This window comes from Micromonospora sp. NBC_00389, from assembly GCF_036059255.1.
In the GTDB taxonomy this organism is placed as follows: domain Bacteria; phylum Actinomycetota; class Actinomycetes; order Mycobacteriales; family Micromonosporaceae; genus Micromonospora.
In genome coordinates, this window is the sequence record NZ_CP107947.1 from 6,613,223 (window position 1) to 6,626,581 (window position 13,359).

The following is a 13,359-nucleotide window of genomic DNA, read 5'->3' on the forward strand; positions in this document are numbered from 1 at the left end:
AACGGTTTCAGTCTGCAGCGGATAACAACAAAGGGAAGCGATCCCACTTTAACGTATATCGCACCGGGGGGCTTGCCGCAAGACCCGGGTCTTGCCGCAGAATCGTCGGCCGGAGCCAGGAACGGACGAAGAAATGGGGCACGACGTGCGTGTGTTGTTGTCGACCTACGGGGGGCGCGGTGACGTCGAGCCACTGGTGGCATTGGGGGTCAGTCGAGTGCAGCGGACGACGGCTGCCTCGGAGGTATCGCGATGATCGAGCAGTACGTGTTGGGTCTCCAAGAGGTCGACGAGGCGCAGGTCGCGATCGTTGGCGGCAAGGGCGCGCACCTGGGGGCGTTGTCGCGGATCGAGGGCATCCGCGTGCCAGCCGGCTTTTGCGTGACGACGGACGCCTTCCGGCGGATCATGGCCGAAGGGCCGTCGATCGACGATCGGCTCGACCAATTGTCGCGCCTGAACCCGGGCGACCGGGAGACGATCCGCACGCTCAGCGCGGAGATCCGTCGGACCATCGAAGGGATCGTCCTCCCCGACGATGTGGCGGCGGCAATCACCCGGGCCCTCACCCAGCTCGGTGAGCGAACTGCCTACGCCGTCCGATCCAGCGCGACGGCGGAGGACTTGCCGACGGCCTCCTTCGCCGGCCAGCAGGACACGTACCTGAACGTCATGGGGCCGGCGGCGATCCTCCAGCACGTCAGCCGGTGCTGGGCCTCGCTCTTCACCGAGCGGGCGGTGACCTACCGTCAGCGGAACGGCATCGACCACCGCTCGGTCCACATGGCCGTTGTCGTGCAGCAGATGGTCTTCCCGCAGGTTGCCGGCGTCCTCTTCACGGCCGACCCCGTCACGGGCAACCGGAAGGTCGCCACCGTGGAGGCCAGCTTCGGCCTCGGCGAGGCCCTGGTCTCCGGGCTGGTGAACGCGGACGCCTACAAGGTCCGCAACGGTGAGATCATCGACAAGGCGATCGCCACCAAGCGGCTTGCCATCCACGCCCTGCCGACCGGCGGGACGCAGGAACAGGCGATCAGCTCGGAACAGCAGGAGCAGCCGGCGCTGACGGATGCACAGGTCGTACGGCTCGTGCAGCTCGGGCGGCGGATCGAAGCACACTTCGACCACCCGCAGGACATCGAATGGTGCCTGGTCGACGATGACTTCCAGCTCGTCCAGAGCCGGCCAATCACCACGCTGTTCCCCGTTCCCGAGACCGGCGACGGAGAGAACCACGTCTACGTCTCCGTCGGTCATCAGCAGATGATGACCGACCCCATGAAACCCCTGGGGCTCTCCATGTGGCAGCTGACGGCCATGGCGCCGATGCACGGCGCCGGCGGGAGGCTGTTCGTCGACGCCACCCGGGCCCTGGCCTCGCCCGCGAGCCGCGCCGGCCTGCTGGAAGCGGTGGGGAGGGGTGATCCGCTGATCAGGGACGCGCTGGAAACAGTCCTCGACCGCGGCGACTTCGTCCCGACGCTCCCCGATCAGGGTCCAGCAGGGCCGCCCGCTGGCGGCTCGCCCGCCCCCATCGAGACCGATCCGGCCATCGTCACCGAGCTGATCGAGCGCAGCCAGGCATCCATCGCCGCCCTGCGGCGCGACATCCGGACGAAGACCGGACCGGCACTGTTCGACTTCCTGCTGGAGGCCTTCCAGGAGCACAAGCGAGTCCTCGGTGATCCATTGAGCATGCAGGCGATCATGGCGGGGATGGAGTCCACCTGGTGGCTCAACGACCAGCTGCAGGAGTGGCTGGGCGAGAAGAACGCGGCCGACACCCTCACGCTGTCCGCCCCCGGCAACGTCACGTCGGAGATGGGACTGGAGCTCCTGGACGTCGCTGACGTCATCCGCCCGTACCCGGAGGTGGTGGCCTTCCTGCAGGAGGTCGAGGACGAGGGCTTCCTGGACGAGCTGGCCAAGCTCCCTGGCGGCCAGGAAGCGCGCGACGCCATCGAGGCCTACCTCGACCGGTACGGCATGCGCTGCGCCGGCGAGATCGACATCACGAGGCCACGCTGGAGCGAACGCCCCACCACGCTCGTGCCCGTCATCCTCGACAACATCAGGAACTTCGAGCCGGGCGCTCGCAAGCGACGCTTCGAGCAAGGGCGACAGGAGGCGCAGAAGAAGGAACAGGACGTCCTGGAGCACTTGCGGGCCCTGCCGGACGGGGAGCGGAAAGCCGAAGAGACCAAGCGGATGATCGACCGAGTCCGGACCTTCATCGGCTACCGGGAGTACCCGAAGTACGCCATTGTCAGCCGCTACTACGTCTACAAGCAGGCCCTGTTGGAAGAGGCCGAGCGCCTCGTACAGGCCGACGTGCTTCGCGAGAAGGAAGACATCTTCTACCTCACGTTCCAGGAGCTTCACGACGTCGTGCGCACGAACCAGGCCGACGATCAGCTCATCCACCGCCGCAAGGACGCGTTCAGGTCGTATCAAGCGCTCACACCGCCCCGGGTGCTCACGTCGGAAGGTGAGGGCATCACCGGGGCGTACCGACGCGACGACGTGCCGACCGGCGCGCTGGTCGGCCTCCCGGTTTCCGGCGGGATCGCCGAGGGCCGAGCCCGCGTCATCCTGGACATGGCCGAGGCCGATCTCGAACCAGGCGACATCCTGGTCACCGCCCACACCGACCCGAGCTGGTCACCCCTGTTCGTCGGGATTGAGGGGTTGGTGACGGAGGTGGGCGGCCTCATGACCCACGGCGCGGTCGTCGCCCGGGAGTACGGCTTGCCCGCCGTCGTCGGTGTGGAGCATGCGACGAAGCTGATCCTGGATGGGCAGCGGATTCGCGTGCACGGAACCGACGGGTACATCGAGATCCTGCCTTGACGGGCCACCGACCGAGAAGGCTGTTCATAGCGTCCGGCCCGAAGCAACGCTAAGCAGGGTCCACCGAACTACAGCGCCGTCCAGTAGGCGCGCCCGCCGCCGGGTGGTCGGGCTGGCTCAGCAGGCGCCGCGGTCCCTGGCGGCGCTGGCGATCAGCCTGGCGGCGGGCGGCGTCACGTTCGATGTCGTTCGTTCACCAGATGTGGCAGCGGCGGCGTTACCGGCACCTCAGTGGGCAAGTCGCGATCAGGCGCCACGGCACCTGTTCGGCCTGTGACCATGGCCTGGTGAGTCAACACACCGTTTCTCCAGAGATTTCGAGGTGTGAGTAAGACGGTCATTCGTCGCGGTGGGCTGACTGCCGGATGTCACTGAAAATGGACAGGCGAGTGCGATGGTGGCGGGGCGCCTCGATCTCGTCGATTGTCGCTACGGCCAAGTCGGCGTACGAGAGATGTGCGACCTCCCGGTCCGGGACGTGCTCCCCGCCGACCTGGTAGCGGCCGGTGCGTGGGGCGTCCATGTGCAATGCGGCGGGTGGGGTGAGCATGAGCCAGTCGACCATCGTGTCTGCTGCCTGGAGCCTGTCCAGACCGGCCGTGTGGGCAAGGGCGAAGGGTCGGAACTCGCCGGGGAGTACGGCGGGATCGTCGAGCAGGAGCCGACCTTCCGCATCCTTGAGGTTGGCGAACAGGCCGATCACGATCAGTCGGGGTACGCCGGCTTGGGACAGTCCGTAGAGGAGAGCGTCAGCGGCCTTGACGAAGAAGCCCGGATCGAGGTCGAGGGTGGCGAGCGCCTCTGGTCCGGATGCAGGGCTGACCGCGTGGACCACGGCGTCGTGGCCGTGCACGATCGCGGAGACTGATTGCGGGTTGGTGACGTCACCGCGTACCGCGGAGGTGATGTCGGGGTGTTTGTTGGGGTTCCGGACTATCGAGGTGACGTGATGTCCGCGGCGGTGCGCCTCGGCGGCTACGGCGCGACCCGCCCGGCCGCCGGCTCCGAAGATCGCGATGCTGGTCATGGCGCGACGCTAGTCGGCTGGTGGCCAGTTACTGCAACGGTACTGGGGTAGGTTCGAGCGGTGACGTTGAAGCTTGACGCGGACATGTTCGATCCAGCGTGCCCGTCGAGTGTGCTGCCGTTCCAGATCGGTGACAAATGGACTGCGATGGTGGTGCTGTGCCTTGAGCATGGGCCGCGTCGGTTCAGTGAACTCCGGGTGCCGTTGCGGACGGTCACGCCGAAGGTTCTGACCGAGACACTGCGCGCCATGGAACGGAACGGCACCGTCACCCGTACGTCTTACGATGAAAACCCGCCGCGCGTTGAATACGCACTGACGCCGCTTGGTCGGAGCCTGCTGACTCTTATCGAAGCTGCGCGGTCGTGGACCAGAGAAAACAAGTCCGAGCTGGTGGCCGCCCGAAAGTCGTATGACCCGCGCTTGTCGTGATTCGTCAAAGGCGAGGACGCTAGAACGTCCTGAGAGCAAACTCCCATGAGTCGAGAACTGTAGTTCGCCGCTCCGCAACCGCCGCGGCTACCGGAGGCTGCGGTCTTGGTTGGCGCAGCAGGCATCAGTGCAGCCAGGGCCGCAGCCGCAGCTCGCCGCGCCGTCGGTCTCGCCGCCAACGGCGGGCAGGGCGCAGTCGTCGCACTGCTCGCCGCGCCACGCCTCTACGCCTTCGCGGACGGCGACGGCGGCGATGACCAGCGCCGCGATGGGATCGGCCCACCACCAGCCGAGGGTGGCGTTGGCCAGCAGACCAACGAGCACGATCGCGGACAGATAAGTGCAGAGCATGGTCTGCATGGAGTCGGCGACGACGGTGGCCGAGCCGAGCTCGCGCCCGGTGCGCCGCTTGGCCCAGACCAGCAGCGGCATGACGACGACGGAGACGGCGGCGATGCCGATCCCGATCGGCGACGTCTCGGCCCGCTCGCTGCCGAGCAGGCTGCGGGCCGCGTCGACGGTGACCCAGGCGGCCAGGGCGAAGAACGACACGGCGATGAGTCGCAACGCCAGGCGCTCGCGGTTTTCGGGGACGCGGGAGCGGAACTGCCAGATGACGATCAAGGCGCTTGAGACCTCGACGAAGGAGTCGAGGCCGAAGCCGAGCAGCGCCGTCGAGGACGCCGCCGCGCCAGCGGCGACGGCGAAGACGCCTTCGAGCAGGTTGTAGCCGGCTGTGGCGTAGGCCAGGTGCAGGCTGCGCCGATTGAGCTGAGCGCGCCGAGGTGGGCTTGGTGCCGTGCGGAGCGGGACGCTCACCTCGTCACCGCAGGGGTGTCGGTGCCGTAGGTGGGGCAGAGCGCGACGGCGGAGCCGGTCGCGGCGAGCACGCCTTCGGCGGCTTGCAGGAGGTCCATCAGCTCGGGCCTCGTGAGGGCGTAGAACGACTGCCGGCCCTCGGCGCGGTAGTCGACCAGGCCGCAGTCACGCAGGCAGGCGAGGTGCTTGGACACAGTGGACTGGGCGAGGCCCAGCTCGCCGGTCAGGTCCACGACCCGGGCCTCCCCGGCGGCCAGCCGCGCCACGATCCGCAGCCGCGTCTCATCGGCCAGGGACCGGAACAGCGCTACCGCAGGGCTCATCCCGCCCGCAACTGCCGCAGTCACACACCCGTCGTCCATCATCGCCATAGCGCGATAATAGCCCAGTCAGGCGATGCCGGGTGGTGGACCCTTCGGGGTCGGGCCGCCATAAGCACGTGGCGGACTATGCAGCGCTGTTCAATCCGCTGGCCGCGTCCTTGATCAACGATGCCACCGCACCGGGCTGGGACACGTAGATCGCGTGACTTCCGGCGACCTCCACCACCGTGGAGCCGGCACGCTCGCTCATTGCCCGCTGCGCGGGTGGCGGGATCATCCTGTCCTCGGTGGCGACCAGGTACCAGCTCGGCTTGCCGCGCCAGGCGGGTTCGGTCACCTGACCGGCCAGCGCGTCCGCGCCCCACGGCACCTGCGAGGCAGCCATGAAGGCGGCCTGCTGCGCGGGGAGGTCGCCAGCGAACGAGTCGGCGAACTTCTCCCGGTCGAGCATCAGGAGACCGTCCCTGGGAGGCAGGATCGGCGGCACGGGGGCGCCGGGCGGCGGGTTGGCGATCAGAGTGTTGACGGATTCCCCCTTGTCCGGGGCGAATGCCGCGATGTAGACCAACGCAGCAACCTTGGGGTGGTTTCCCGCCTCGCTGATGACGACGCCGCCGAAGGAGTGGCCGACGAGGATGACAGGCCCGTCCTGCTCATCGAGGGTCCAGTTGGTGGCAGCCACGTCGCCCGCAAGCGAGGTGGTCGGGTTCTGCACAATGCTGACGTTGTAGCCGTCGTTGGTGAGCTCGTCGTAAACGGCCTGCCAGCCGGACCCATCCACGAAGCCGCCGTGTACGAGGACGACGTTCTTCGTCGTCGAGTCTGCACTCACTGTGTTCCTCCTGTTGCTGAGCGACGCCGTCCGGCGCGACGTTGACAGTAGGGCGACCCGATGACCGCCGATTCAGTCTTTTGACTGGCATCTGGGCGGGCCCAGCGAGGGGCGAAACGGCGGACCCCGGCCAAGCAGGCGCCCGTTGTGGCATCGGCCAAACTCGGCCCAGCGGGTACTTACCTGCTTTTCCCGCCTCCATGCCTGGATGACGTCACGGTCGCGCCCAACCGCTGCGCACCATCCAGCGGCGGCGCTTACCCGGCGGCCGGCAGATCAGCGACCCGTGTGCCGAGATCAAGCTCCAGCGACCCCCGGGTCTGAAAGCCCCGGCCGAACAACTCCTTCGACCGGTCCTGCACCTCCGGGGCGGCGACCAACTCCTGGAACCGGCGGCCGTCGGCGCGTACGGCCTCGGCCGGTGGCAGTGTCAGCTCATTGATCGCCCGCTTCGTGGCCTGAATCGCCGCCGGGGGAAAGGACGCGATCCGCCGGGCCAGCGTGGCCACGAACTCATCGAGCTCGGCGTCCGGCAGCGCCCGGTTGATCCACCCATACCGCTCCGCGAGGTCGGCGTCCGCGTCCTGCGCGCCGAGGATCATCTCGAGGGCCCGTCCTCGGCCGAGCCGGCGCGCCAAATGTTGTACGCCACCAGCCCCGGGTGCCACGCCGAAACCGCACTCGGGCTGGCCGAGCAGCGCGTTCTCCCGTGCCGCGAAGCACATGTCGCAGGCGAGCACGAACTCGCTGCCCGCTCCCCGAGCCCGTCCGCGCAGCTTCGCGATCGTGACGACCGGCACCTCGCTCAGCTTGCGCAGCACCATCCCGAGAAAGGCGTCCTGCGGACCCCCGCCCGCTTTGGCCGCCTCGGCCGTGTACTCGGCGACCTTGGTCAGATCGACGTGAGAAATGAAAAAGTCCGGGTCGGCGGTGTCGAAGACGACTACCCGTACCTCTGTGGCTCTGGTCAGGCGGTCAAGCAGAGTGACCAGGTCCCGCACGAACTCCGGGCCGATCATGTTGATCGGCGGCGCGTCCAGCGTCACCGTCAGGACGCCGCCGGTCAGCTCGGTACGCAGGGTCTCGAACGAGGTGTTCATCCGCCTGCTCCTCTCCGTCGCGCGACCGAAGCCGCGGGCAGCGGCGGTGAGATCCGCGGGGGCGACCAGCGCCGGGGCCCCACGTCACGCGACGGATCGGCGCCCGATGGTCGCTGTCGATGGTACGGACTGACTCCGCTCGGCCGTGGCGCTTCACCAGATCCCCAGGGCGCACCGCGCGACTCCTCAGGGGCGGCGGGCGTCGAGCAGGTGGTCGAGGCTCACGGCGGTGCCGATCAACGAGAGGTGGCTGAACGCCTGCGGGAAGTTGCCGGTCTGCTCACCGGTGGGTGCGATCTCCTCTGAGTAGAGGCCGAGAGGGCTGCTGTAGGTGAGCATCTTTTCGAAGGTCAGCGTGGCGTCGTCGAGCCGTCCGGACTCGGCGAGGGCCCGGACGTACCAGAAGGTGCACATGGTGAAGGTGTTCTCCTGGCCGGGAAGGCCGTCGGGCGAGGCGGTCGGGTCGTATCGGTAAACCAGGCTGTCGGACACGAGATCCGCGTCCATCGCCCGCAGCGTGGACTGCCACATCGGATCCATTGATGAGACCAGTCCGACGCCGGGCATGGCGAGCAGCGACGCGTCCAGGACGTCGGTCGCGTAGTGCTGCACGAAGGCACCGCGTCCGGGGTGGAAGCCGCGGGCCATGATCTGGTGGTAGATCTGGTTTCGGTTTTGCACCCACCGGGCGGTGTCGGCCGGTCGTCCGCTTCGGTGCGCGAGGCGGACAGCCCGGTCGAGGGCGACCCAGGACATCAGCCGCCCGTAGGTGAAGTCCTGGCGGCCGCCCCGGGTTTCCCAGATCCCGTCTTCGGGCTCGTCCCAGTGCTCGCAGACCCAGTCGACCAGTCGCACGGTGTTCAGCCACAACTGGTGAGAGGTCTGCAGACCAAGGCTGGCGGCTTCGTGGAGGCCATTGAGTAGCTCGCCGTAGATGTCGAGTTGCAGCTGGTTCGCGGCGGCATTGCCGATCCGCACGGGCGCTGATCCGCGGTAACCCTCGAAGTGGTCGAGCACCTCCTCGGAGAGATCGGGTGAGCCGTCGATGCGGTACATGATCTGCAGCGGCACCTCCCGGTCCCTGGCCTCCCGGACCCGTTCGTCGACCCAGTGGATGTACTGCCACGCCTCCTCGGTGAAGCCCAGCTTGAGCAGGGTGTGTACGGAGATTGCCGCGTCGCGGATCCAGGTGTAGCGGTAGTCCCAGTTGCGTTGGCCGCCGACCTGCTCGGGCAGCCCGGCGGTGGGGGCGGCGATGAGCGCGCCGGTCGGCGCGTACGTCATGAGCTTGAGCGTCATCGCCGACCGCTCGACCATCTCCCGCCAACGACCGGTGTAACGGGAACGGCCCAGCCAACGCCGCCAGAAGTCGCGGGTTTGCTCCAGCAACTCCTGCACCTCGCCCGGCGTGTAGAAGCGTGGCAGGTCAGCCGACACTCCTGTTTCCAGAACGGCACCCCCGGCCTCGCCCTCGCGCAGCGTGGCGATGGCCCATATGCCATCGTCCTTGCGCTGGACTCCCTGCTCGCCGGGCTGGGTTTCGGGGTATCGAACGAGGCTCACGGCGAGGGAGAGCGCAGAGCTGCGGAAAACGTGACCGGCGGGGTACGCGTCGAGTTGGTGCGGGTCTCGCCCGTAGTTGAAGCGGGGTTGGCAGTCGACCCGGAACCGCATGACACCTCGGACAACCCGCAGCACCCGCACCAGGCGATGGCGGTCGGTGGGCTGATCCCCCGCGACGGGCATGAAATCCACGAGCTCACCCACACCGTCCGCGCTCAGGAAGCGGGTGATCAGGATCGGCGTGCCGGGCAGGTACAGCTGCTTACTTACGTAGTCGACGCCCTCTGGCGACACCTGGAAGTACCCACCCTTGTGCCGATCGAGCAGGCCGCCGAACACGCTCGGCGAGTCGAACCGAGGGGCACAGAACCAGTCCAGCGTCCCGTCCTTCGCCACCAGCGCCGCGGTCTGCAGATCACCGATCAAGCCATGGGATTCCAACGCAGGGTACGAATCCACCCATGCCTCCCCAAATTATCTCAGCGTTACCAGACTACCTTGTACCGGACGAACCACCTATAACGCACCACCGTGCCTGATGATCTTCAAACAGCCATTGGGCGCGGTTGGCATGCCGCCAGCCGCTGATTGGCTCTCGACCTGTAGAGGCCCGCCAGGGAGATTGCAGATCTGATGCCGTACTTGAGGGAGTTGTGATGCAGGTAGCCGTGGTGACCTTCGACGGGTTCAACGAGCTCGACAGCTTCATCGCTTCCGCGCTGATCAACCGGTGCCGTAAGGGCGGCTTGGAGGCCTTCATTACGACGCCGACGCCGGTGGTCACGTCGATGAACGGCGTCGAGGTGACCGGACAGCGCCCGATGGAGTTCGTGACCGAAGCCGACGTCGTGCTGATCGGTAGCGGGGTGAAGGCGCGAGACGTGGTCGCCGACGACCAGCTGCTCTCCAGGCTGCTGCTCGATCCCTCGCGACAGCTAATCGGTGCGCAGTGCTCCGGCGCGCTCGTGCTCGCCCGGCTCGGGTTGCTGGCCGGCATGCCGGCTTGCACGGACAGGACGAGCCGGCCCTATGTCGAAGCCTGCGACGTCACCGTGCTGGACGCGCCGTTCCACGCCGAGGGAAACGTCGCTACGGCGGGCGGTTGCCTGGCGTCCCAGTATCTCGCCACCTGGGTGATCAGCCGAATGCTCGGGGAAGACGCCGCGCGCGACGTCCTCGATTACGTGGCTCCGGTCGGCGAAAATCAGGAGACTGTCGAGCGCGCCGTACGCGCCATCCACGCAGGCGAGGTTGCGCTGCGCTGACGCCCCGCGATGAGCCTTCCCGGGCCCGCCTGCAGTCATAGCGGCGACTCCTGAGCGCATTGGAGGGATTTCGTGTCGGTGGCTGCCGTCGAGTCGGCATGTACGACAGGTGGCCGACTTCCGTCGTAGGCTGCATCTCGCACGCGATGGGCAGGAGGCTGAGGTGGCCGAGACGGCGCTGACCGAGACGATGGTGGCCGAGGTGATGGCCGAGCTGGCCGAGCTCGAGGACCCGAAGACTCGCGAGGTGAACGAGAAACACGGTGACGATCACGGTGTGCACCTCGGCAAGCTGCGCGCGCTCGCGAAGCGGCTGAAGACGCAGCAGGAACTCGCGTGCCAGCTCTGGCAGACGGGTGACACCGCGGCAAGACTGCTAGCGATCTTGATCTGCCGCCCGAAGGCGTTCGAGCGTGACGAGTTGGACGTCATGTTGCGCGAGGCGCGCACACCCAAGGTGCACGACTGGCTCGTGAACTACGTGGTGAAGAAGAACCCGCACTCCGAAGAGCTGCGCCTGGCCTGGTCCGCCGATCCGGATCCAGTGGTCGCGAGTGCCGGCTGGGCGCTGACCACCGAACGCGTGACGAATAAGCCCGAGATCCTCGACCTCCCAGGACTGCTCGACATCGTCGAGACGGAGATGAAAGACGCCCCGGATCGCCTGCAGTGGGCGATGAACCACTGCCTGGCTCAGATCGGAATCGAGCACGCCGAGCACCGCGCCCGTGCAATCGACATCGGTGAGCGCTTGGAGGTGCTCAAGGACTACCCGACTTCCCCGGGCTGCACCTCTCCGTTCGCGCCCATCTGGATCAGCGAGATGGTGCGCCGACAGCACGGTAGGTAGAAGATCCGAACCGGCTTCGTTCAGCCCACGAGCGCTCGTACGACGTCGGGCCGGTTCAGGGCCGCGACACACCAGGCGAAGTGGCCGTCCCTGCCCTGGGCGTCGTAGGCGTTCGCCGTGATCAGGGAGTATGCCGCACGGTAGACCAGGAGCGCCTCCCGCTCATAGCCCAGGCGCTTCTCGATGTGCGCGTAGAGACCGAGCTCGGTGTCCAGGGCGTGCTCCCCGTACATGTCGAAAATCGAGGCTGCCACGGAGGCGTCGAACACCGGGTCGCCCTCGGTCGTGAGGAAACCCCAGTCAAGAACCGCAGTAGGACCACCGGCGTCGTTCACCAGGATGTTGCCCAGGATCATGTCGCCATGGACGACGGACCGCCGTCCGCTGTCGACATCACGCAGGCGGTCCTGCAGCGCGGTGAGCTTCTTGTCGAGGTCCTCGACAACCGGGTCGAGCACCGGCCGGAATCGGGCGACGCGACGCTTCACCAATGCGTGGAGCGCATCCGGGAAATCGTCCTCCGCGTCGTAGAGCGACACGTCCTCATCCATGACCGACAGCGCTCGCCCCTCGGGCAGGGGCCCACTTCCCGCCAACTGAGCCAGCACGTCGACGAACGCCGACCTGGCCTCGTCAACGCTGATGCGACCGGCCTCCAGTTGGTCGGTCATGGTCGTGCCGGCCAGCCGCTGCTCGGTCGTGACGCAGCGGTCCTCGATCACATGGACCTCGTGGATCCGCGGGACCGCGAACTCGAAGGGCTTCCCGGCCAACGCGTCGTAGAACACCCGGGTGCGCTGCAGCGACACCTCCGACTGGCCGAACCAGACCTTGGCGACCCGCTCCTGGTCGATCTCGTAGACAAGCCCTTCCATCCCCCGACCCAGCAGTCGGGGGTCCGCCTCGCCCGTCCAGCGGTGCAGGAGCCGGACCACTTCGTCATTGGTCGGGTAATCCATAAGGTCGCATTCTCTACCCCCGCACGTGGGCGGGCCGGTCGTGGGCGGTGACTCGCGCCCCCGCACGCGCCTCAGCCGGCGTACACCGCTATCTGTCGAAGCGGATCTCGACCCGGCGGTTCTTCGCCCGGCCGGCCGGTACGTCCCTGCCTTGCGGGGTGGTCTCCACCGCGATCGGCTCGCTCTCGCCGTGACCGGCGGCCTGCATGGTCACCGGAACGCCGGCCAGCAGCACCGCGAGCGCGACCCGGACGGTCTCGGCACGCCGCCGCGACAGTTCCTGGTTGTCGGCCGGGTCACCGATGCCGTCCGTATGCCCGTCGATCCGGACCACGCCCTTGGCCTGCTGACGGATCCGGTCGGCGATCTGTGCCAGCCGCTGGTGCGCGGCCGGGGACAGGTCGGCCTTGCCGAACGCGAACAGCACGTCCGCGCCGAGGGTCAGTTCGACCCGATCGGTGCTCTCGGCCTCGGTGCTGTCACCCTCGACGCTGCCGGTGACGACGAAAACATCCACCGCCGGCGCCACCACGTCGACCACCGGAGCGGTCACCTGCCCGTCGTCGGCTTCCAGCCGTGGCCCGCCCACCGCGATCGTCGGCGGGTCGAACACGGCTCCGGGCGCCGCCCACGCCGCCGTGGGGCAGAGGAGCAGCAGGCCGGCGCCGATCGTGACTGTGACCCGACCGAGCGGGCGGCTAACCGAGCGGGACATTCTCGAACACCGGAATCTGCGGGATGGCCAGGTCGACGGCGGTCACGTCTGCCGGCGGAGCCCCGAACGTGGCGAAGAGTTCGGCCGCCTGCTGCGGCTTCACGAACACCGCGTTCAAGTTGGCCGAGGCGAGAAACTCCTCGTTGGCGTTCCGCGCCACCAGGTACTGCTTGTGGTTCTTCCGATCGAGCAGGTAGACGCCGGAGAAGCTCTGCTTGCCGCCGACGCTTCTGGTCGACCCGGCAAAGGCGTCGTTGATCTGCCACCCCAACGAGGAACCCTGACCCTCCGGCGTCAGGTTCGTCACCCGGAGGTTGACCGTCACGAACCCTTGGTCCCGGCGCGGCCCAAACAGCTCGACCTTTAGTGGCACGACATGGCCCGCGTGGCTGACCTGCGCCTCCACCGTCGCGATGACCGGTGCCCGCTCGTCAGGCTTTCCCGGCGCCCCACCGCCTGCGGTGGCCTGCTCCCGTTCCGGCTTCGACCCTGGCATGCAGCCGGTGGTCAGCAGCGTCGCGGCCAATGCCAGCGTGATCGCGGTCATCGCCTTGGGCAATCGCACGGTGGTCCCTTTCATCGGTGTCGCGGCGTGGATACCCCTGCCTTCAGGCGGGGGAGGAA

At 67.6% G+C, this 13,359-nt stretch carries 13 protein-coding genes; 4 read left to right on the forward strand and 9 right to left on the reverse strand.

Annotated elements, in window-relative coordinates; genetic code table 11:
- The first annotated feature begins 252 nt into the window (after window positions 1-252).
- Entirely contained in the window at window positions 253-2,850 is a 2,598-nt protein-coding gene (gene rph / locus OG470_RS31300; protein WP_328418131.1) for a rifamycin-inactivating phosphotransferase, read from the forward strand.
- 337 nt (window positions 2,851-3,187) lie between these two features.
- On the opposite strand, the gene OG470_RS31305 is transcribed toward rph, so the two are convergent.
- Window positions 3,188-3,877: an NAD(P)-dependent oxidoreductase gene (locus OG470_RS31305; protein WP_328418133.1), complete on the reverse strand. Its 690-nt coding sequence runs from the start codon at window positions 3,875-3,877 to the stop codon at window positions 3,188-3,190.
- Window positions 3,878-3,937: 60 nt separating this feature from the next.
- On the opposite strand from OG470_RS31305, the gene OG470_RS31310 reads away from it, so the two are divergent.
- Complete coding sequence (locus OG470_RS31310) at window positions 3,938-4,309, forward strand: winged helix-turn-helix transcriptional regulator (protein WP_328418135.1); 372 nt, start codon at window positions 3,938-3,940, stop codon at window positions 4,307-4,309.
- An 87-nt stretch (window positions 4,310-4,396) separates the two neighbouring features.
- Here the strand turns inward: OG470_RS31310 and OG470_RS31315 are convergent, their stop codons facing one another.
- The 5 genes from OG470_RS31315 to OG470_RS31335 form a co-directional block, all read right to left on the reverse strand.
- A complete protein-coding gene (locus tag OG470_RS31315; protein ID WP_328418137.1) occupies window positions 4,397-5,128 on the reverse strand; it encodes a cation diffusion facilitator family transporter in 732 nt (243 codons plus the stop codon).
- Window positions 5,125-5,499: an ArsR/SmtB family transcription factor gene (locus OG470_RS31320; RefSeq protein WP_328418139.1), complete on the reverse strand. Its 375-nt coding sequence runs from the start codon at window positions 5,497-5,499 to the stop codon at window positions 5,125-5,127. Before OG470_RS31320 ends, OG470_RS31315 begins: the two co-directional genes overlap by 4 nt.
- Before the next feature lie 76 nt (window positions 5,500-5,575).
- On the reverse strand, window positions 5,576-6,283 hold the full coding sequence (locus OG470_RS31325; protein WP_328418141.1) for an alpha/beta hydrolase: 708 nt from the start codon (window positions 6,281-6,283) through the stop codon (window positions 5,576-5,578).
- Between the two features lie 257 nt (window positions 6,284-6,540).
- Window positions 6,541-7,383: an enoyl-CoA hydratase/isomerase family protein gene (locus OG470_RS31330; RefSeq protein WP_328418143.1), complete on the reverse strand. Its 843-nt coding sequence runs from the start codon at window positions 7,381-7,383 to the stop codon at window positions 6,541-6,543.
- A gap of 186 nt (window positions 7,384-7,569) precedes the next feature.
- Window positions 7,570-9,405, reverse strand: coding sequence for a glycoside hydrolase family 15 protein (locus tag OG470_RS31335; protein ID WP_328418145.1), 1,836 nt, complete (start codon window positions 9,403-9,405; stop codon window positions 7,570-7,572).
- A 197-nt stretch (window positions 9,406-9,602) separates the two neighbouring features.
- Here OG470_RS31335 and OG470_RS31340 point away from each other — a divergent pair, with 197 nt between their 5' ends.
- Both OG470_RS31340 and OG470_RS31345 read left to right on the forward strand, forming a co-directional pair.
- A complete protein-coding gene (locus tag OG470_RS31340; RefSeq protein WP_328418147.1) occupies window positions 9,603-10,211 on the forward strand; it encodes a DJ-1/PfpI family protein in 609 nt (202 codons plus the stop codon).
- A 190-nt stretch (window positions 10,212-10,401) separates the two neighbouring features.
- Window positions 10,402-11,061 carry a DNA alkylation repair protein gene (locus OG470_RS31345; protein WP_442931221.1) on the forward strand — a complete coding sequence of 220 codons (660 nt, stop codon included), beginning with the start codon at window positions 10,402-10,404 and terminating at the stop codon, window positions 11,059-11,061.
- 20 nt (window positions 11,062-11,081) lie between these two features.
- Here the strand turns inward: OG470_RS31345 and OG470_RS31350 are convergent, their stop codons facing one another.
- From OG470_RS31350 to OG470_RS31360, 3 genes are all read right to left on the reverse strand, one after another.
- Window positions 11,082-12,020 carry a phosphotransferase gene (locus OG470_RS31350; protein ID WP_328418151.1) on the reverse strand — a complete coding sequence of 313 codons (939 nt, stop codon included), beginning with the start codon at window positions 12,018-12,020 and terminating at the stop codon, window positions 11,082-11,084.
- Window positions 12,021-12,108: 88 nt separating this feature from the next.
- A complete protein-coding gene (locus tag OG470_RS31355; protein ID WP_328418153.1) occupies window positions 12,109-12,735 on the reverse strand; it encodes an OmpA family protein in 627 nt (208 codons plus the stop codon).
- Window positions 12,719-13,300, reverse strand: coding sequence for a hypothetical protein (locus tag OG470_RS31360; RefSeq protein WP_328418155.1), 582 nt, complete (start codon window positions 13,298-13,300; stop codon window positions 12,719-12,721). Before OG470_RS31360 ends, OG470_RS31355 begins: the two co-directional genes overlap by 17 nt.
- Window positions 13,301-13,359 lie beyond the last annotated feature (59 nt).

Excerpts from the sequence above, each read along its gene's own strand:
- OG470_RS31340 (WP_328418147.1), top strand. The coding sequence starts at position 9,603 with ATGCAGGTAGCCGTGGTGACCTTCGACGGGTTCAACGAGCTCGACAGC.
- OG470_RS31330 (WP_328418143.1), bottom strand. The coding sequence starts at position 7,383 with ATGAACACCTCGTTCGAGACCCTGCGTACCGAGCTGACCGGCGGCGTC.
- OG470_RS31320 (WP_328418139.1), bottom strand. The coding sequence starts at position 5,499 with ATGGCGATGATGGACGACGGGTGTGTGACTGCGGCAGTTGCGGGCGGG.
- OG470_RS31305 (WP_328418133.1), bottom strand. The coding sequence starts at position 3,877 with ATGACCAGCATCGCGATCTTCGGAGCCGGCGGCCGGGCGGGTCGCGCC.
- OG470_RS31345 (WP_442931221.1), top strand. The coding sequence starts at position 10,402 with ATGGTGGCCGAGGTGATGGCCGAGCTGGCCGAGCTCGAGGACCCGAAG.
- OG470_RS31350 (WP_328418151.1), bottom strand. The coding sequence starts at position 12,020 with ATGGATTACCCGACCAATGACGAAGTGGTCCGGCTCCTGCACCGCTGG.
- OG470_RS31355 (WP_328418153.1), bottom strand. The coding sequence starts at position 12,735 with ATGTCCCGCTCGGTTAGCCGCCCGCTCGGTCGGGTCACAGTCACGATC.
- rph (WP_328418131.1), top strand. The coding sequence starts at position 253 with ATGATCGAGCAGTACGTGTTGGGTCTCCAAGAGGTCGACGAGGCGCAG.